The sequence below is a fragment of the Paenibacillus sp. sgz302190 genome, from assembly GCF_059820445.1.
The window spans coordinates 587847-608001 of sequence record NZ_JBZYAO010000001.1; the positions used below are offsets into that span (position 1 = coordinate 587847).

Below are 20155 nucleotides of genomic sequence, written 5' to 3' on the forward strand. Positions count from 1 at the left end.
CCCATTTTCGACGTTTTGATATCACTAATTCATCTTCCTTTCCTGATTGAAGTTTGAATTTCTTAAAACTTAGTAGAACTTAGTAGACTACTCACCTCCTTTTCGATTAATAGAATTTCCCTCCCCACTCTATTAACGGGAATTCTCTTCTATTATTTTATATTAAAAAGAAAATAAAAGAATATTTTCCTTTATTTATATGAAAACAACCGGGTTAAGTGAACTTTATCGGGACAATTCCCGTATCATCGCGGGTGTCGGGTGCCCTCTCCCGGTTCATAAAGAAATCCCCTCCAAGCAAACTGTAAGGTCCTAACCTTTACAGTCTACTTAGAGGGGGACACTATTAGTGCATGACACCAGGGTTCCTGCTCACCTCAATCATCCGTCTAATCTGATCGCTCACCTTTCGGGAGAACGCCCGGTCAAATGTCTCAACGGGAATCTCTTGGGCTAGCAGCGGTCTGAGCACATCCTTTTCAAACTCATCCCAACGATCCCGAGTATAAATAAAGGTGCCAAATCCTTTGCCGGGAGTAAAGTACATATACTCTTGGCTATCGCCATCAATTTGTGATAAGCCGCAGATCAGACAATGAACCTCCAGCCAGTGCATTTCTTTCCGCGTCAAACGCTCTTCGAACTCCTTGCGCACTCCCCACACTTCTGCAAGCAGCGAAAACATCCCTTGAATTTCTATAGGAGGCACAAGTTCCGGATGTATCCCGTGTACAAGGCCAGGCACCAACATAAATTGACGAAGTGCATCCGGCAAGGTAAAACCTAATTCCTCTTCAGCTTTCGCAATCATGTCCTCCCTAAACGAAAGGGAGATAATGGGCCCAAACTCCTTTTCCACTTGCGAGTTGAATTGGCTGAATGTTTCGTAGGCCTTGTGGTAACGGATCACTGCCTCCATAGCTGTTTCTTGCACAGGTGCCTGTATATACTCTCTATCGACTTCATGGCTGCTTTTCAAAAATGCCTGATACTCTACTGAATTTATCGCTTTAGTCAGTCGAGGCTCTTCCCTCAGATAATGCGACCCCATAGTTTGCATCCGCTGAAGAAAAGCAAATGCCTTGGCTTTCTCATTTGGATCAAATTCACTCAGTTTTAACAGCACAAGCGCTCTGGTGTCATAGAAATATTCAAGTACCGCTTCGCCCTCGACCGGTTCCACCGCTTTGAAGCAAGCCTTTACATGTTCCCAGGCCGATAGGCATTCTTCTTTGGATGCAGCGTGTTCCATAAGCTCCCGTGCGAGCATATTGTGGCAAACGCGCAGCGTTTGGCGGGGCTCCGATCGGTAGTTGAATAACATCCTCCGGTTGATATAGTCAATCGCTTCGCGGCAGGACTCGAGCGATTCTTCTACTCGGCCTAATTGATAAAGCGCATTCCGCTTAAAGTCATAGATACAGCTCATTTGTGCGACATCCACATCCACAGAATTTGATGCCAGTTCCTCCATTTGGGACACCAAATTCAGAACTTCTTCATATGCTCCCTCATCCATACGAGACTGAGCTTCATTTACTAGCTTTTCAAACTGGTGGAGAGCAAATGTTTGGCTATTTTCTTGGGATTCTTCATTATTCGAACTGTATTCGTTCTCGACATCCTCCTGATCGTCATCCAAATCCTCTCTGTATCCTGCAGCAAGCCATAGCTGGTGGACAAAATCCCCATCACCGTATTGATTGAACCATTCCAGCACCAAATACTTGCCATTCACTTCCCATACCTTGCTAACGTTGTTATGACCCCAGCGCAGCATGATTGACGCATCGGGCAGCGGGTCGCCGAAAGAATCAGAAAGACGGTCAGCTATCACTTTAAAATACTGTTCAAACGCATTGCGTACCCATTCTGCGAGAAAATGGTAATGCCCATGATGCTCCTCGCTTACATAGGTTTTTGCCAGGACCTCCATTGCGCCTCTTTTTTTATACTCGTCAATCTCATCTTCATCTTCTTCCGATAGATCGTACACATCCCGTTCATACCAATCATAGGGATAAAAATCTCTAGGTTCCGCATCCAAAAGGGCTTGTGCAGCAGCCGTAATATCTCCTTCCCAATACTTGATATCCTTAAAATGCTGAGCAGGCTGCTTGCGCAAAAACGGACTCTCCCTAAAAAATGTATCCCGCCCTGCTTCGTTTTGCCATTCTATTCTTCCATCAGCATTGAATAGTCGCAATACACGCTCCTGAGGATTATTCGTCTCCCCTACCTGCAGTTTGCAAACTTCCCTTCCAACTGCGTCCACGTAGACGACTTCGCCCTGCCGGATAAGAAATGGAGCAATTCCTTTGCAGCTATTAAAGCCTAACACCCAGCCTTCATGATCCGTCAGCGGCTCCAAATAAGGTATCTCCTGGAACTGACCATCCATCGTCAGAATCCCCCATTTATCATTGCGAAGAACGACACTGGCACCACATTCATGAAAAGGATCGGCCCAAGCGTACTGTGCCGGGATCACCATCGTACCGGTACGATCAAAGAAACCGATACCTCCGCCATAAGGTACAACTTCTTTGGCCAGCCCGCGCACCATCTGGTCCGAGATTGACGTTCCCTCGATGACCACATCGCCTTTTGTATTGAGATAACCGTTTCTCATATTCATATTGGTGTAATCACTGAAAAAAGCGAGCCCCTCTTCGTTGAACTCTTCGATACGAGAATAGGTCGGCTCCATGATCCAGTTGCCTTGCGCATCGATTAATCCCCATAATTTACGTTTCTTTGCAGGGGCTATTCCATCGCTTGTGTACATTCTGACATCTGTAAATTGGGGGGCAATCACCATTTCTCCCTTCGTATTGATCATTCCCCAAGAGGAGTCCCCCCGCTTTTTCACGGCAGCTAGACCGTTCGGCGAAAAGTAGCCTGCCTCGGCAAACGGCCCCTCGATGACTACTTGTCCCGTGCAATCGATATAAGCATAGCCATTGTGCAAGCGAACCGCCGCCAAGCCTGCGCTAAATGGCAGTGCCTCCTGAAACTGGGGGTGGATTTGGATCTCCCCGTTTAAGTCTACATAGCCCCATAGCCCCTCTTTTTTGAATCTGGCGATGCCCTCCTCGCCAAAAATGCGCGCATCCTCCAAAGTCGGCTCGATCAGCCATCTACCGCTTTGATCCAGGTATCCCCATTTTTCGTTTAAGTCTTGAGCAGCAGTTATGTAGCCTCCTTTACCATTCGGAGTAAAATTATGTATTTTAAGCAAATTCGGCTCACGAACAAGATTTCCGTTAACATCAATCAATGCATGACGTAACCCGAGCGATTTTTCGAATGGAAACCTTACTACATATGGTGGATGAAATGCGTTACTATTTTCCGTCATGACAAACTTCTCCTCTGGTTATTTTTTCGTCGGGTCCCCTTGCGATTTTTTCTTCCGGATCGGCGGTTTTTCCACAAACAATCTTTCCTGATTTTCCTTGAGATAGTAATTCTGCTTCCCGACCATCAAGCCAATGCCGTCTGCCGGCGTCAATCCATAGCTTTGCGCAGCTGCGGCGATTTGCTGCAACTCCTCCGCATCGGATATATTAAAATCATGCGGAAGCATGACAACCGCTTTGGCGGCTGCATGAGAATCCTTAAGCGGTGTAGTCCGGACCCAGAAGGTAAAGCGGCCTACAGTTGTTTTGACATATCCGCTTTTTTCGTAATTACGATCGGATTCCTCTACATTCGAAGCGCCTTTCGTATTTTCTATTGAGCCCTCCTCGGGTTGCTCCGCTTGCTGATTGACAAACGGAAGCATCCATAGCGGTTGGGCCCCGCGAGTTGGACCGCCGTTCTGCTGGTTTGTATCGATATCATCGACAAAGGGATTGTCCTCTTGTACAAAAATCGGTTCGTAATGGACTCCGGTATTCCACAACCTAATGACATTGGGCGCGCCGGCATTAACGGTCTCACGGTGCTGGCGGGAGCCTCTTGCCGTCCATTCGCTTCGAACCTCGTAATCATGAGGATTTACGCCAATTAATTGCAGAATCCTTATAATATGCTCGTCGCCAAACAAGAAATCTCTCGGACCGGTTCTTCCCTCCTGCACTAACTGATCACGGATGAACCTCGCTTCGGTCAGCCGTTCCTCAGCACTAAGTGTCGTTGTGTGCTGCAGTAGCGAATCAATCAGGCAATTGAATCCCATACCCGAGGCTTGCCCGCGCTGCCAGGTTTCAGGCATGATTCCCCATTGATTGGAGGGCATATAGGCTTCCAGCAAATCCTCCAAGCTTTCGTATTCCGCAAGCTCGCCTTCCAGCTGACTGAGCTTCTCCCGGGCCTTCTCACGCTTGTCCTCATCCTTGTGATACAACCCGTCCAATGCTTCCTGCAGCAGCTCTTGAAGCCCTGCATTATCCGTCTCTTCTCTCTTTTTTATGGCGTTTAACACCCGGTTCATGCGTTCTTCAATTGATTCCCCGGACGCCCGCCTGCCGGCACGCTTGTCCGACTGTGACGCTTTATGCTTTGCTGCTTTCTTCTCCTGGAAGCCCTTGTCGTCAACTTGCTCCGTTTCACCGACCCAGTCCTGTCCTTCCCAATGATTCCCTTGCAGCTTATCCGTACCGCTGTTGGAAAGCTTCAGGTGAGCTCTACCGTATGTAATGGCTTTGCCAACTTTCATTGCGATATCATAGATTGTTGGGCTGCGGAACACCGCATTGAAATTATGGGTGCTTAATTCTAAAGCGAGACGTGCGCGTTCCTCCGGCGTAAGCAACACAATACTTGAATTGTCTGCGGATCGGTCTGGGAACTGCTGATCCTCCGGAAAATGCTTTTCCAGCATATCCGCAGTCAAATGGGCCTCCAGTTTGGGCGCACGCTTCCACTCACTCTCGTAGGATGTCTCAGATTTTTTCTTGTCGGTCGCCGATTTATTGATCACGTAAATCAACATGTCCGACAAATCCTCTGCAATCTTCTCCGGATCTGTACCTGCTTCCAGCTGCGATTCCACATAAGCCTGTGCATCCAGTTGCAGCGCCGGACCCGATAAGGCCGCCCGTATGATGCCACCTTCTCGAATCGCCGCCGGCTCGGTCGCGCGGAATTCGTCATCCTCCCGCTGTTTCTTGAATGATTCGCGCCGATCGATATGTTTCCCTGACGTAGGGTCGGTGCTGCCCGTAGTCATCGTTAACGCTGTGGTGAACAAACTGTCGTGCTCATCCATTTCCTGCGTTGCCCCGGTCATGGCCAGCGCTACGGAGACGAGCTGCGGTTCGTAGCGGGTAATTTCAGCTGCGACCGAGGCGATAAAGATCGTCAATTGATCAGGCGAAGCATTCGGTTGTTCACCGTTGAGCATGGCTTCGATGATCGAGCGAAACATCGGATGAGACATTTTCTGAAACGGGTAGTCATAATTTGCAAAAAGGCTGTCTGGCGTCGGAATCGCTTGGCCGCTGTCGCCGTTGACATTATCGGAAAGAGGGGCCACATACCTCTTGGGGCTCACGACAAAGTCATATCCCCAATACGTGAACACGTTGACACCCCGCGGATGAGGTGAGGCTTGCAAGGCAGCTAACTGAAACGCATGAACGAGATCGCGGACGACAGCCAACATTTCCTGAACCTGCACATCAAACCGCTGCGGTTTGAGCTCAGCCTTCTTCTCCTGCTCATTCCCCGAATGCTCATGTTTAGCGGACTTTGCTTCGCCTTTGTTCTTGCCGGTTGATTTCTTCGCTTGTTCCTTCATTTTTTTCTTCTGCCCGCGTTTCGATTCGACAGGTACCTGTTCCGCATTGCCCTTGAGCTTGTTCACGTCTATACCGGAAAGGTCGGCGGGTACTTCTTCTTGCATCTGCTGGGTCACACGGACCGCCGTTCGATGAAGGATCCAGTCCACGATATTGCCTTCGCGAGCCAGATCGTGTCCCTGTGTCATCGTAAGCGGTTCACGCTTCGGAAGTGAAGTTCGCGCCGGTTTGGATGTACTGCCTTTGCCTTGATTATTGCCTGGATCAGAAACATCCTTTTCTCCCTTGTGCCGCTGAATGACGCTTGTCCCTCCACTGCCGTGTACCGATAGCAAGAACTGACCCGTTGCCCGATTGCCGAACTGCCGCTGCATGAACTGCAAATACGGATGCCCCGAACCTACCGTGCGTTTCGCGCTTTCGGCTGCTTCCGAACGTTCCGGATCCCTTCGTTTTATCCGCTGAAACGCATCCATCCATTCACCTGCTTTCACATTCATCAATTAAGCATGAATTCGACATTTTCCGGCTCTTTCCTCTTTGAACAGTCTGCCGCGCTCTATCGCTCTCATTCGGCCATCTCCCTCAAAAGAAACAACCACCGCCGACTTGAAAGAATCGGCAGTGGTTGTGGTACTCATACATCAGTCAATCAAGTTCTTGGATTGCAGTAATCTTCTCATTAACGCCGCTGCTTCCGCGCGAGTCATGTTCTCTTGCGGCTTCAGCAGCTTTCCAACACCCGATCCATCTGTTTCATAGTCGTACCGGCTATGGGTGTTTGGTAAGCGGTACTTTTGCTGTCGCCGTTATCGCCGAAGATTAGATAATCTCCATGGCAATGCTGCCCGCCGCAATGTCTTGGTTGGATGCTTGAATGGCATTGCCAGCCGCAAGCGTCACAAACGCTCCCGAATCTTGGGACTTGGACTGCCGCTGGTTCAGCGTGCTTCCGGAATCGCTGCCGATGCCGGTAATACGGCTGCCGTAACCGTTATTGGCGGCTGCAGACCAAACCGTCATTCCTTGGCTGTTCACGTAGTCCGTTGCTCCATGATTCAAGGTCAATCCGTACTTCAGCGCCAGATAGCTTTGAATCTGACCCCGATAAGCGGCGGTGCTTCCGGAAAATAAGATAACTTCCGCCATTTCTCCGTTATAGTTGTAGTAATTTCTACCGCTTGCTCCCTCTTTCGTCCCGCCAATCATTGGCGTAAAGGAGGTAGGGAAATTTCTTTGCTCACCGGTTACTGTTACTGTATCTGTCGTCCCGCTAGTATCGTACTCGGCCAATTGGTAGCGGGTTGACTCGGCAATGGGATAATTGATCGATTTATAACGACCATCGATATTACCCAAGTAAAGCCCGTCGCTGTCTACTGCAAATAAGGCCGCTCCGTGCCCGCCAGTCCGCGTTGTGGAGCCGACGAGCGCACCTCCGTTTCGGAATTGGCTTTAAAGACTGCATACGCATCCGTAAAAGTGATCTGCCCGTCGCCGCGCAAGTATTGGCTAAGTGCGCTGTTCGTATTGCCCGTGTTGGCAAACGTCACAACCGGATTGAAGTTAGCTCCCGCTGTTTTATAACCCGGACCTCCATAAACGTCAAAACGAACCGTTCCTGCCTGATTGTCCCATTTCTCGACACCAATACCTGCTGAATACGTCGCCGTAGTGACACCTTCATCTGCCTTCAGCCAAAATTCGGCGTCGTTTTTCCACACAGGCAGAGGAACGCTAGGATTCGCTGACGCTTTACACGGCGCCGCTATGTTGGAAAAGCTGCCCACAGCCATCGTGAGGACCAGCATCGCCGAGAGCTTCCTTTTCCAACTACGTTTCATACCTCTCAATGCCATTTTCTCCATCCTCCTGATTCATTACCGGATCAAAGTGCGACCCTTCTATAACTATCTAACCCTTCTATGCATCTCCTCTAACTGTCCGATTCAAATTTTCTTGGGCATCCTATCCCCCCTTAATGAAAAGAAATTTCGCTTTGCAGCGTTTGCGACAACAAACGCCACAATTCGATTTTTCAAATCCCAACTGAGTATACCAATCCCAACTATACAAAAATATACAACTATTTCCTCGAGTTCCCATGTCCTCAGACTCATCGATTCATCTGTCGCATACGATGGCGCCGACCATAGCCACCCGTTACATAAGCGGGAGAGATCGTGCCCATGCCGGGAATAACGCAAAGAGCCGCCCGGCTCCTTATCGGAATTCGGACGGTTTACGAGCCGGAAGAAAATTGACCCGACTGAGTGCTGTCAGTGCCAGCCTTTCGTCATGCGAACGTTAACTGAGCCTCCTCATGATAAGCTCAACAGGCCCTCTGCCAACTCGTTCTCTCCAAAATATCGAGAAGATAACAGCTGCAATATAATACAGCAGTGCGTAGATGCTGGAAAATACCAGACTCCCGTTTTCCAGTACACCGGCCAACTCGAGCGTGACAAGTCCAATGACCACATGTCCGATATAATGTGACAAGGATAACTGTCCAGTACTGATCAGCGCACGTACAAACATGGCGTTTGGAAATTTTTCGGTGAAATACATACACAACACAAGAACTGCCAGTGCAGAAGAGGCTGCGGATAAAACATATAGAAGATTAGGCGGCATAGGCTTGGTTGTGAATAAATGATAGTAGGTATTATGTTGATCCAAGACGGAAGGGGTCCATCGTGTAAGTACCCAGGATACCATTTCGAAGAACAGAGTTCCGGACATGGCAAACCACAGCAATCGGTGACGAGCTTTCTGTTGGAAAAACCATTCTTTCCTGCCGAGCCATAGACCAAACAGAAAAAAACTCAGCCAGGGAAATACAGGATGAAAGCCGTTAAATAGCAGGTTGCGGAAAAATCCGGGTAAGGTCCAAAGCTCTGTGTATTCATGGAAGTCTTGTGACCACCCTTGGTCATAATCCAGTAATAATAATTGAATTTGCGTTGTCAGAACAATAACAACAATGAATCCTGCTATCTGTTTATCCGATACACCGATCAGTGCAGCTCCAACTATCATAAATACGGCATAATAATGCAATATATCTGCGCTCCATCCTATTAGCAATAGCAAAATTCCTGCTGCAAACAGGAACATCGCCCGCCGGTACAAACTGCTCCGGCTTTGACGGATAAGCTCGCTGCTGGCCGAGCTTCTGGCCTTGGCGGTCATCAGGGAAACACCGATCCCGGCTAGTATCACGAATAATGCGGAGGCTCTGCCTTCAAATATTTCTGTAAACCCTCTTAGCCATCCGGGACCTGTGTTCTCTGCCCCCATTGCGAGTTTGTAATTGACGATGATCATGCCCGCGATCGCCAGTGCTCTGGCAACATCCAGCCCCATGACGCGCGCTTTTGATTGATTCATTCTTCATACCTCCTTAGAAAAGAGCTAACTAAAGTCCGCCCCTGCCATTCTTAATCTTTCTTTGCGATTCGGGCGAACATCTCGTAATGCAGGCTGTCCTGACTGAAGAGGGACAGATACGACTTTTCTGCCAGCACAAGCGGGCCTGTGATATTCAGCGAATGCCCTTCAGCATAAGTCTGAAATTGTTCCATGTGCTGTGCAAGTTCATTTTCATCCCAGGCAAGGAAGCGACAGGATAGATACTCGCCCGCCGGCAAAAGCAGGTCTGGCTCCCCTTCCCACGCTTCGGTATAAAGAGCAACACTGTCGGGACCGTCGTAGATATAATGCAGATCGGCTTCGAACAGGTTCGATACCGATCCACCCTGCTGCGCAAACATTCTTGCATGAAGATCGGTCAGGCTGTCCGTCTCGAACCAAAACGCCAGAGGCAAAGTCTCCCTCCACTGGGTACGGTAAGCTCCGATCTCCCGTCCGAAATCCTCATGCTCGCCCAGCACTTTTCGGATAAACTGACTGAGCTGCTGGAGCCGTACAATTTCGGCATCGATCTTCACCAGGGAATTGCGGAGCAGTGGCTGCATGCTGTCCGAAGCATCGCCATCAAGACATTCTCGAATCGACTGCACAGACAGTCCCAACTTGCGCAGCAGCAATATATGAGCCAGTTGATAGACCTGATCCATGCCGTACATCCGATATTGGTTGTCATCGATGTAAGCTGGCAGCAGCACTTCCTTTTCCTCAAAATAACGAATCTGATGAACAGACACCTGCATAAGCCTGGCTAGCTCACTAATCGTAATTTCATTTTTCAAAGACAATCTCTCCTTGGCTGCCATTGGATTTAACTTAAGGATACACCCTGGGTCTGACCTAAGGTCAACATTCTTTGAGTGATTCCGATTTTGCTCCACGATGTATGCCCAATTTATTTTGCTGGCCGTGAGCTGTCGATCTTGCTGGAAAACGCCGCCAAACCGCTAGAGCTGCTTCCCGTCATCCGCAGGCTGCCGCGGCGTCTCGACAATCTCGGAGCGATGCTGGAGAAAAGAGCGGTTTCGGTCAAGGTCGGTTTTTTCTCCGACAAAACCAACGCCTCGTTCGTAAACAAATTGATTTCGCAAGTTCTGCTTGCTTTCGTCGGGATGGCATTCGGCGGCACAAGAAAAAACGCCGAGCCTGTACGATTCATGGCTTGGCGTTTTTGCGTTGAAATATCAATGGAAAATACATTATTTTCCGAAACCATTTAGCTTTGTAATTCCGGGTATAAGGAAGAAACCCCTCCTGCAAGACCATTCTGCACCTTCCGACTTAGATCGTCGGCAACAATCTCATAGAGATCAGCTTCGATTCCGTCTATCGCGATTCTTGCGATATCCTTTGGGTCTGCCTTAGGCGTTTGGATGTGCGTTGCCATGTCCGTGTCCATGAACGCTACGTGTAGTCCGGCAACCCTAATGTTGTTAGGGGCTAAATTTAAGCGTAAAGCATTCGTCATTCCCCATTCGGCGGATTTTGCAGCCGAGTACGCTCCTATCCCACCCACACTGAACCAAGATAATACGGATAAAATATTCAGTATCGTCCCTCCTCCATTCTTTTCAATAATTGGTGCGAAAGCGCGAATCATAGATAGTGTGCCGAAGAAATGAGTGTCGAATTCCATTTGTATATCGTCCAGCTTACCTGTAAGTAGAGAGGCGCCCGTTGACGTACCGGCATTGTTGATCAAAAGGGTCACATCCCCAGCCGCCTCCACTGCAGCAGCTACGGATTTGGGATCTGTAATATCGAGCTGCAGCGGGATTGCCCCCGGCAGATCGATTGATGCCGGGTTCCTTGCTCCGGCATATACTTTGGCTCCCCTCGCCAGAAGTTCCTGAGCTAAATGCTTGCCAAAACCTCGGTTTGCCCCACTGACAAGAGCAATTTGTTTAGAAATATCCATTTTTCACTACTCCTTTTTTGTATCTAAATATGATGAGCACAATATATTATAATCATCATATTTTGAAATAGTCAATAGTGCCACATATTCCTTAGCGGAAGTTTCGGATGCAACCGGCAAATTGACAAAGTTTATTATGATGATTATAATTTTTTAAAAGCAGATTTCGAGTAAAGGAATGATAGTAATGCCTTATCCTGAAGGACATAAAATAAAAGTCCGAGGCCGTATCATTGAAAGTGCCGCCAAAGCCTTTCGTACCAACGGAATTCGCGACATAAGCGTTCCGTTCATTATGAAAGGGGCGGGACTGACACACGGGGGGTTTTATGCGCACTTTGCAAGCAAAGAACAACTGGTCTCCGAAGTTTGCAGTTATGCCATCGGCGCTACGATTGCGTTACTTCAGAAAGCGGTGGAAGAGGAGCAAAACGAATCCAAAATCAATGCAGTTATCCATTATTATCTAAGTCCGCACCATCGTGACAATACCGAGATGGGCTGTATTCTCCCTGCCCTTTCCGGCGAAATATCCCGGTCATCGGAAGAAGTTCGTCAGGTTTTCACCCGCGAGTTAGAACGAGTCATTGATTTTATCTCCGATTTGGCGGGAACCGATAAATCTACTGGCAGCGCTCTGCTCAGCATCATGGTTGGAACGCTTATACTGGCACGTTCCGTTGATGATTCCAAGCTAAGCGACAGCCTCCTTGCTGCTGGAAAACAGCATGCCAAAGATTTACTGAAGTCCTAGCTTTGCTGGAAGTCTCGTTGGATTGCTCCCAAGACTTTTTTGCATATATGAATGAGCTGGCTTACAATATCCTGTATACTCATGGACATGACCACTAGCGAAAACTACACAAGAGGGTTCAGGCATCGTTGCAGCCTGAACCCTCTCTTTTTGCAATCCGCGCTTCCTCTCCGCTAAAAAGCGACAGGCAGAGCGGCTAACCCCTGTGAGGACAGCTTGAAGTGCCAGATGACGCTCTCCCGTGGGATGCTGAGCCGCAGATTGGGCATGCGCCTCAGCAGGGTGGTAAACGCAATGTCTCCTTCCACACGGGCCAGCGGCGCCCCCAAACACATATGGATACCGTGTCCGAAGGCGAGATGACGATTAATTGTACGTGTAATATCCAGATACTCTGACTCAGTAAACTGGCGCTCATCCCGATTTGCTGATTTCAATACGGGAATGACCATGTCCCCCTTCTTGATCTGCCGCCCGGCCAGCTCGATATCTTCAATGGCAAAACGCGGGCCCGCAATTGTAGCGGGCCCATTGAAGCGCAGCAGTTCTTCGACTGCCGAGGGGACCAAACTTTGGTCGGCTTTGAGCTTCTCCAGCTGCTCGGGATGATCCAGCAACATCAATGTACCGGTGGCGATCAGGTTCGAGGTGGTCTCATGGCCGGCAAAGATCAATAACGAGATCATCGAGAGCAACTCTGCTTCTTCGAGCCGGTCTCCCTCCTCTTCGATGGCGATCAACTGGCTGATCAAGTCATCAGCAGGATGCCGGCGTTTGTCCGCCACGAGCTGTGCGGTGTATTCGCCGAAGGCTCGTATGTGCTCCGTTACCCCTGGTTCTCGCCTTCCCAGACCCAGACCGTGCGCGATCGCATCAGACCAGACATGGATCTGTGCCCGGTCTTCTTTAGGCACCCCGAGCATGTCGGAAATGACGTTGATCGGTAAAGGATAGGCATAGTCCTTGACGAGGTCCATCTCGCCTTGAGCTTGCACCCGGTCGAGCAATTCGTCAGCAATCATCTGTACCCGGGGGCGTAAGCTTTCCATATATCTGGGCGTGAAGGCTTTAGACACTAACCCGCGCAACCATCGATGATCGGGCTCATCGACAGAGAGCATGGAATTGGCAAAGAAGTTAGGGGGAGCCGATGGATCAGCGTTGCCGGTGAAAATTTTCCGAATGTCGCTGTTGCCATCGATAGAGCTTGGGTCTACAGTAAAGCGGGCATGATCTTTGAGCACCTGCATCGCCTCTTCCATACGCGTGACCAGCCAGGCTTGACGATCCGTCCCACCCATCGGAAACTGAACAGGAATAACGGATCCCACCTCCCGCATCTGTGCGAATAATGGAAATGGGTTTTCACCGCTGTCACCGCTAAACAGGCTGAATGCTGCTTTCACAATTTGGTCCGAAGTATTCATGACGACCTTCCTTTCCCATAATAGGCTCTATACTTTCGTTAAAATCACTGTTGTTTAGGTTTAACATCGGCACAAAATTCCATACCTGCTCATCAATTGCATCGAGTATCTCGTAATTAACCCCCAGGTGTTATGATAAGTCAACGATAACCTTTATAGCCCCTTTGGCTTCGATTGCGACGTTGAATGCTTCTTGGATATCGTCCAGTGCATAGACTTGTGTCACGATATTCGCAATATTTGTTTTTTGATTTGATTTGATTACAGCTTTAAAATTTTCAGCAATAATTGGTTCATTTCATCAATAGGTTCTTCAAAATTGTGATAACACCATTCCATGACTACACCCAGGATTGCATTTGCTTGATAAGATATATGAAACTCACTGACCTCCTCAAGCATGGCCATGGAATCCATTGATTTTTTTACAAGTCTTTTTATCCGTATATAAAACATCTCATAATAAATAAAATTTGAATTTGCACTGAATATGAAACGATAAAAATCTTTATTATCGTATACATGTTGGAAAAGATGAATCATTTGGGGTTGTAAACGATGATAATCCGCCTCTTGACGATACTTGGAAGTTGCCAATAAGGATGCCTCTAAATCTACCAAAAGCTGCTCAATTTGTTCTTCTAACAATTTAGAAACACTTTCATAATGTAAATAAAAGGTTCTTCTGGTGATACCGGATTCCTTACATAATTCGGAAACGGAAATTTTGTCTAACGATTTTTCCTTCAATAAAAAAATCAATGCGTTTTTCAAATTGTTTTTTGTTTTGATGACGCGTAAATCTTGCTCATTCATTATTCACCTCCGAAAAGATTTTTATTACTCATGTGTATAATAACTTTAAACCCATTATTCTGAAATGTCAAACTATTCCTCCGTTTGAAAGCTTCCCATAATAAAAAAGACCGCAAATAAATGCGGTTCATAATAAATTTAGACATATGTACAAGCAAAAGTTAAATCGCCGACGTATAAATAAGACGTATCGAAAAATGGATTGTGAAGGGAGGAAATGAACATGGGCGCTAGTTGTGCAGGTTACGGCATGGGAACAAATGTGGCTGCTATCTTGGTTCTTTTTATTCTTTTGGTAATCATCTCGGTAACTTTCGTTTGGTAATCTAAAACTCAAAAAAGTTACTATTTCGTTAAGAACATGGAGATGATTTTGAGTGAAGAGTCCAAAAAAATTAGCTAAAAACAAAAAATCCGTTAAAACAAGTGCATTTTTCACACCCTTCAGTCCATTCGGATTCTTCCCGTTCGAAGAAAGATTCGAGCGTTTTGAGCCATTCGAATTTTTTGAGTCCCCGTTCTTTTTTAGAAGAGGTTTCTTTTAAAACAAAATCGCATAAGTTGTAAAGAGCAAAAGGAGCTGCCGAGGCAGCTCCTTTTTAAGTTCTTACGGACTGGCACAGAACAGACGTTCTCGCATCAACTTAATCCGTTCCTGTGAGCAGACTCCCGGGGTTAAAAAGGTTCTGAATGTTTATTGTAATTTTGGTCGTAATTGGCCCTTGCCTCTTTGACCTGAGAATCATAGATCCTTACCCATTGCCTTAACTCTCTCATTGGCTGAAGCAAAGCTTCCCCCATAGGAGTAAGCGAATATTCGACGATCGGGGGCACGACTGGTGTAATATGGCGCTGAACCAACCCATCCCTTTCCAGCTTTCGCACCGTCTGGGTCAGCATTTTTTTGGAAATGCCCTCGATTCTTCTTAATATTTCTCCATAACGAATACTTCCGTTTTCCAATGCATAGATGATTAGTGCTGTCCATTTATCGGAAATCAGCTCAAGAACTCTGCTGTAACCGCAACTTGCCAACGAAATATCGGGCTGTATTGTTTTTCCAGAAGATGACAAACGATCTCCCTCCTCTACCTGTGCACCTTAAAGTACCCAGGGAACAATAAAGTGCCTACTTATGTCATCTTAGTTTATATATTATTGTATGTCTATATTCTGTTTAATTAGGAGGAAATGAACATGACGAATATTATTAAAGCCCGCCCTAAGCTGTATGTAATGGATAACGGCCGAATGAGCATGGACAAAAACTGGTTGATCGCCATGCATAATCCGGCTACGCTCGGCAATCCTAACGCCCGGACGGAGTTTGTGGAATTTCCGATCTATACGGTATTGATTGATCATCCGGAAGGGAAAATTTTGTTCGATACGGCCTGCAACCCGAATTCGATGGGTATTGAAGGGCGCTGGTCCAAATCGACCCAGCATGCGTTCCCCTGGGTGGCGAGCGAGGAATGTTACCTGCATAACCGGCTAGAGCAGCTGAATGTTAGACCGGAGGACATCAAGTATGTGATTGCTTCGCATCTGCATCTGGATCATGCCGGATGTTTGGAAATGTTCACGAACGCTACGATTATCGTGCATGAGGATGAGTTGAACGGCGCGCTGCAGAGCTATGCCCGCAACGAAAAAGGAGGCGGCTATATTTGGGCTGACATCGATGCTTGGATCAAAAACCATCTGCAGTGGAAAACGGTCAAACGCAATGAAGATAACCTGGAGTTGGCCGAAGGCATCAAAATCTTGAACTTCGGAAGCGGCCACGCCTGGGGCATGTTAGGCCTTCACATTGAAATGCCGGAAACGGGCGGGATCATCCTCGCTTCCGACGCAATCTACACAGCGGAGAGCTACGGGCCTCCGGTCAGGCCGCCCGGTATTATATACGATTCGATAGGTTACCGGAACGCGGTTGAGAAAATTCGCACTCTGGCGACCCGAACGAACTCCCAAGTGTGGTTCGGGCATGATGCAAATCAATTCCAACAATTCCGCAAATCAACCGAAGGTTACTACGAATAAAGAGTTCGTAACCCTGCCCAACCATGTAGTTCTTGTCATTCAATTTGGGTAAGAACTTGCATGGTTAACCTAAAAAAGCCGCATAAAATGCGGCTCAGACCGTTGAGAAAGGCACGGCACTTAGTTAGAAATAAGGAAACCAAAGGGGTACTAGTTTGGGGGCAACCGTTTTTCCTAACGCGCACCTATCCCGGTACAGATCGTGGAACCGCACAACTTTGCATGAGGCAACCTGGCAGAAAAAAAACCTGCGAAAGTGCAGGCTTTTCCTCCGAAATTGGCTTGTTTTAGCGAAATTCCTGCAAAAGTGCAGGAATTTTCGCTGAAAGTGAACCTTAGCCCCCGTCCCCGCTGAAAAGCCTGCACAATTGCAGGAATTGTTCGTGGGCAGCGATCATGGACGCAAATTCATGTACTTTTGCAGGTTTTCTTCGTGCGCCGGGCTGATTGTGGGCTATCGCCTCTGACGTGCGGCTTTCACCTCTATTATTCCATCCATTGAAAATGAAAGCTTCCCTTTTGATCAAGCCGTTCGAAAGTATGCGCCCCAAAATAATCCCTTTGCGCTTGCAGCAAATTTGCCGGCAGTCTTTCTGAGCGGTAGCTGTCATAATAGGCTAAAGCCGAAGCAAACGCAGGAACCGGAATCCCCCTGGTTACGGCAATAGATACGACATTTCTCCAAGCTTCTTGATAGTTTTCAACGATCTCTCTGAAGTAATCGTCCAAAAACAGGTTTTTCAGAGCCGGGTCACGGTCGTAAGCATCCTTAATGTTTTGTAAAAACCGTGCGCGGATAATGCATCCGCCGCGGAAGATCATCGCAATGCCGCCATAGTTCAAGTTCCATTCGTACTCGTCGGAAGCGGCTCGCATTTGTGCGAAGCCTTGCGCATAGGAAGCTATTTTGCTTGCATATAACGCTTTTCGAACGGCCTCGATAAATTCCTTAGGATCGCCGTCATAGCTGGAAACTGCAGGTCCGTTCAGACGCTTGCTTGCGGCTGTGCGTTCTTCTTTCATGGCGGAAATAAATCGCGCGAACACGGATTCAGTAATTATGGACAAAGGGACTCCCAGATCCAATGCGCTTTGACTTGTCCATTTCCCGGTTCCCTTTTGCCCTGCCGAATCCAGGATGACATCCACCATAGGTTTGCCTGTTTCAGGATCTGTTTTTGCGAAAATGTCGGCCGTTATTTCAATCAAATAACTGTCCAGTTCACCACGGTTCCACTCGGAGAAAATGTCATGCAGCTCGCTTGTATTCAGGTTCAATACATCCTTCAGCAATTGATACGCTTCGCCAATAAGCTGCATATCTCCGTATTCGATGCCGTTGTGGACCATTTTGACGTAATGACCGGCGCCGTCTTCTCCGATATAGGTTGAGCAAGGATCGCCGTTAACTTTGGCCGATATGGCAGTCAAAATGGGCTCAACCAGCTCATAGGCGTCTTTTTGTCCTCCCGGCATAATCGCCGGACCCTTCAGCGCCCCTTCTTCGCCGCCCGAAACACCTGCACCGATAAAGCGGAAGCCTTGAGCTTGCAGCTCTCTGTTTCTTCTTTGCGTATCAGGGAAATAAGCGTTTCCGCCGTCGATTAGAATATCTCCCGGAGCCAGGTAAGGAACAAGCTGATTAATGGTATCGTCCGTCGGCTTGCCCGCTTTGACCATGATTAATATTTTACGGGGCGTCTCCAAAGACTGGACAAACTCTTCGACACTGAACGTGCCGACAAAGTTTTTCCCCTGTGCTTCCGCCAATAGTTCGTGCGTTTTTTCAGGTGAACGATTATACAAAGCAACCGAGAACCCTTTACTTTCTATATTCAAGGCCAGGTTTTTACCCATGACGGCTAATCCGACCACACCGATTTGCTGTTTTTTCATCGTAACGCCCTCCTGCTGTTCAAATCGAATTTGTTCGTGTCATTTCTCTGCAGATAAACGCTTCAGGAGTTCGGCTTGCTGCGCTTCATAACCAGGCTTGCCCAGCAGCGCAAACATATTGTTCTTGTACGCTTCCACGCCAGGCTGATCGAACGGATTCACCCCAAGCAGCAATCCGCTGATGCCGCATGCCTTCTCGAAAAAGTACACCATTTCGCCGTACGCATATTCATTGAGCTCATCCAGTTCAACAATCAGGTTAGGGACGCCTCCGTCAACATGGGCAAGCCGCGTGCCTTGGGCCGCCTTTTTGTTCACTTCATCCATTGTCATGCCGGCGATAAAATTCAATCCGTCCAGATTGCTTTCGTCTTCTTGAATGATCAGCTCTACGCGCGGCTTTTTCACCGAAAGCACTGTCTCAATGAGGTCTCGCCGGCCCTCCTGGACGTATTGTCCCATGGAGTGCAGATCGGTCGTAAAATCGACGGACGCGGGATACAGCCCCTTCAGATCTTTCCCTTCGCTTTCGCCGAACAACTGTTTCCACCATTCGGAAACAAAATGCAAAGACGGTTCAAAGTTAACCAGCAGCTCGATCGTTTTTCCCTTACGGTAAAGAGCATTGCGAACGGCCGCATACTGATAGCTTTCATTGGCGGAGAGATCGGCATTGTTATATTTTCGTGCAGCCGCGGCGGCTCCCGCCATCATTTGATCGATGTCGAGTCCGGCAGCGGCAATAGGCAGCAGCCCCACGGCTGTAAGCACCGAATAACGCCCGCCTACATCGTCGGGAATAACGAAGGTTTCATAGCCTTCTTCGTCGGCAAGTTTTTTTAATGCGCCCTTAGATGAATCGGTTGTAGCAAAAATACGTCTTTTGGCTCCGCTTTTTCCGTATTTCTTTTCCATATATTCGCGCAGAATTCGAAAAGCGATAGCCGGTTCCGTCGTTGTGCCTGACTTGGAAATGACATTCAGGGAAATATCCTTGCCCTCCAGCAGCTCCAAAAGATGAGTAATGTACGTAGAACTGATGTTTTGGCCGGCAAAATACACCTGGGTTTTACCGTTCATCTGGTTATGAAACGTGTGGGACAGCGCTTCAATCGCAGATCTTGCCCCCAAGTATGAGCCGCCAATGCCGATGACAATCAAGGCATCGGAATGGCTGCGAATGCGCTGTGCGGCATGTTTGATTCTCGCGAACTCTTCTTGATCATATTGAAGCGGCAGATCGACCCAGCCCAGATAATCGGACCCGGGGCCTTTTTTTTCATGAAGCATATGGTGAGCCGCTTTTACAAAGTCACTGAAATAATCCACTTCATGCTGTCCGACAAAGGACAAGGCATTGGAATAATCAAATGAAATAGCCATCCGGAGCGTCTCCTTTGAACTCGTATTTCGTTGCCTTTTAATGTTGAGCCGCTTTTTTCCAATCAGCAGCGAATTTTTCCATCCCTTGATCCGTTAAAGGATGTTTGGATATTTGTTCGATAACTTGGAACGGAACCGTGGCAATATGCGCGCCTGCCATCGCTACGCGAGTTACGTGATCCGGATGCCGAACGGATGCCGCGATAATTTGCGCGTCCAGGTTATGAATGCGGAACAGTTCGGCCACTTTGGATACCAGCAGCACGCCATCTTCAGAAATATCATCCAAACGGCCTAAAAACGGAGAAACATAAGTTGCCCCTGCACGCGCAGCCAGCAAAGCTTGGTTGACGGTAAAGATCAGCGTAACGTTTGTTTTCACGCCTTTTTTCGACAGGTAACGGCATGCCTCAAGGCCGGCCAACGTCATTGGAAGCTTGATCGTGATGTTCTTGTCTCCTCCGTTGATTTTGATCAGCTCTTCAGCTTGCGCGATCATATCTTCCGCCGTCTCGGCATCCGGAGTAACTTCAGCGGATACCGATTCGACTTCAGGAACAGCTTGCAAAATTTCAGCAATACGGTCTTCGAACTTCACGCCTTCTTTGGCAACCAAAGAAGGGTTTGTTGTCACGCCGGACAGAACGCCGATTTTATACGCCTTTTTAATATCCGCAAGGTTAGCAGTATCAATAAAAAATTTCATAGTTTTTTGCCTCCATTTTTTTAAATATTT

Annotated in this window: 17 protein-coding genes; 4 read left to right on the forward strand and 13 right to left on the reverse strand. The window is 47.9% G+C overall.

Annotation, left to right across the window (positions count from 1 at the left end; translation table 11 throughout):
• Window positions 1-346: 346 nt before the first annotated feature.
• From AC6RNO_RS02520 to AC6RNO_RS02545, 6 genes are all read right to left on the reverse strand, one after another.
• Window positions 347-3361 carry a WG repeat-containing protein gene (locus AC6RNO_RS02520; RefSeq protein ID WP_497104422.1) on the reverse strand — a complete coding sequence of 1005 codons (3015 nt, stop codon included), beginning with the start codon at window positions 3359-3361 and terminating at the stop codon, window positions 347-349.
• Window positions 3362-3379: 18 nt separating this feature from the next.
• A complete protein-coding gene (locus AC6RNO_RS02525; RefSeq protein ID WP_497104423.1) occupies window positions 3380-6223 on the reverse strand; it encodes a hypothetical protein in 2844 nt (947 codons plus the stop codon).
• A 346-nt stretch (window positions 6224-6569) separates the two neighbouring features.
• Window positions 6570-7106 (reverse strand): DUF8202 domain-containing protein, encoded by a 537-nt coding sequence (locus AC6RNO_RS02530; protein ID WP_497104424.1) that lies wholly within the window; start codon window positions 7104-7106, stop codon window positions 6570-6572.
• Between the two features lie 17 nt (window positions 7107-7123).
• Window positions 7124-7606, reverse strand: coding sequence for a hypothetical protein (locus tag AC6RNO_RS02535; RefSeq protein WP_497104425.1), 483 nt, complete (start codon window positions 7604-7606; stop codon window positions 7124-7126).
• 448 nt (window positions 7607-8054) lie between these two features.
• Window positions 8055-9140, reverse strand: coding sequence for a heparan-alpha-glucosaminide N-acetyltransferase domain-containing protein (locus AC6RNO_RS02540; RefSeq protein WP_497104426.1), 1086 nt, complete (start codon window positions 9138-9140; stop codon window positions 8055-8057).
• Between the two features lie 50 nt (window positions 9141-9190).
• Entirely contained in the window at window positions 9191-9961 is a 771-nt protein-coding gene (locus AC6RNO_RS02545) for a MerR family transcriptional regulator (protein WP_497104427.1), read from the reverse strand.
• A gap of 141 nt (window positions 9962-10102) precedes the next feature.
• On the opposite strand from AC6RNO_RS02545, the gene AC6RNO_RS02550 reads away from it, so the two are divergent.
• The gene (locus tag AC6RNO_RS02550) at window positions 10103-10399 is read left to right on the forward strand and encodes a hypothetical protein (protein ID WP_497104428.1); all 297 of its coding nucleotides are present in this window, start codon (window positions 10103-10105) and stop codon (window positions 10397-10399) included.
• Here the strand turns inward: AC6RNO_RS02550 and AC6RNO_RS02555 are convergent.
• The gene (locus AC6RNO_RS02555) at window positions 10396-11097 is read right to left on the reverse strand and encodes an SDR family oxidoreductase (RefSeq protein WP_474683081.1); all 702 of its coding nucleotides are present in this window, start codon (window positions 11095-11097) and stop codon (window positions 10396-10398) included. The two genes, AC6RNO_RS02550 and AC6RNO_RS02555, sit on opposite strands and share 4 nt — an antisense overlap.
• Before the next feature lie 187 nt (window positions 11098-11284).
• Here AC6RNO_RS02555 and AC6RNO_RS02560 point away from each other — a divergent pair, with 187 nt between their 5' ends.
• On the forward strand, window positions 11285-11851 hold the full coding sequence (locus AC6RNO_RS02560; protein ID WP_488437366.1) for a TetR/AcrR family transcriptional regulator: 567 nt from the start codon (window positions 11285-11287) through the stop codon (window positions 11849-11851).
• Between the two features lie 173 nt (window positions 11852-12024).
• On the opposite strand, the gene AC6RNO_RS02565 is transcribed toward AC6RNO_RS02560, so the two are convergent.
• Window positions 12025-13278 carry a cytochrome P450 family protein gene (locus AC6RNO_RS02565; RefSeq protein ID WP_488437367.1) on the reverse strand — a complete coding sequence of 418 codons (1254 nt, stop codon included), beginning with the start codon at window positions 13276-13278 and terminating at the stop codon, window positions 12025-12027.
• Between the two features lie 261 nt (window positions 13279-13539).
• On the reverse strand, window positions 13540-14094 hold the full coding sequence (locus AC6RNO_RS02570; protein WP_497104429.1) for a TetR/AcrR family transcriptional regulator C-terminal domain-containing protein: 555 nt from the start codon (window positions 14092-14094) through the stop codon (window positions 13540-13542).
• Window positions 14095-14317: 223 nt separating this feature from the next.
• Here AC6RNO_RS02570 and AC6RNO_RS02575 point away from each other — a divergent pair, with 223 nt between their 5' ends.
• Window positions 14318-14419, forward strand: coding sequence for a YjcZ family sporulation protein (locus tag AC6RNO_RS02575; protein WP_474683085.1), 102 nt, complete (start codon window positions 14318-14320; stop codon window positions 14417-14419).
• A 350-nt stretch (window positions 14420-14769) separates the two neighbouring features.
• On the opposite strand, the gene AC6RNO_RS02580 is transcribed toward AC6RNO_RS02575, so the two are convergent.
• The gene (locus tag AC6RNO_RS02580; RefSeq protein ID WP_488437369.1) at window positions 14770-15168 is read right to left on the reverse strand and encodes a winged helix-turn-helix transcriptional regulator; all 399 of its coding nucleotides are present in this window, start codon (window positions 15166-15168) and stop codon (window positions 14770-14772) included.
• A 123-nt stretch (window positions 15169-15291) separates the two neighbouring features.
• On the opposite strand from AC6RNO_RS02580, the gene ahlS reads away from it, so the two are divergent.
• Window positions 15292-16140, forward strand: coding sequence for an AhlS family quorum-quenching N-acyl homoserine lactonase (ahlS, locus tag AC6RNO_RS02585; RefSeq protein ID WP_497104430.1), 849 nt, complete (start codon window positions 15292-15294; stop codon window positions 16138-16140).
• Between the two features lie 486 nt (window positions 16141-16626).
• On the opposite strand, the gene gnd is transcribed toward ahlS, so the two are convergent.
• Genes gnd through fsa form a run of 3 tightly spaced genes read right to left on the reverse strand, consistent with a single transcriptional unit; the run spans window position 16627 to window position 20125 of the window.
• Window positions 16627-18036, reverse strand: coding sequence for an NADP-dependent phosphogluconate dehydrogenase (gnd, locus tag AC6RNO_RS02590; protein WP_474683088.1), 1410 nt, complete (start codon window positions 18034-18036; stop codon window positions 16627-16629).
• Window positions 18037-18075: 39 nt separating this feature from the next.
• Window positions 18076-19419: a glucose-6-phosphate isomerase gene (locus AC6RNO_RS02595; RefSeq protein WP_488437371.1), complete on the reverse strand. Its 1344-nt coding sequence runs from the start codon at window positions 19417-19419 to the stop codon at window positions 18076-18078.
• Between the two features lie 37 nt (window positions 19420-19456).
• Complete coding sequence (gene fsa / locus AC6RNO_RS02600) at window positions 19457-20125, reverse strand: fructose-6-phosphate aldolase (RefSeq protein WP_474683090.1); 669 nt, start codon at window positions 20123-20125, stop codon at window positions 19457-19459.
• Window positions 20126-20155 lie beyond the last annotated feature (30 nt).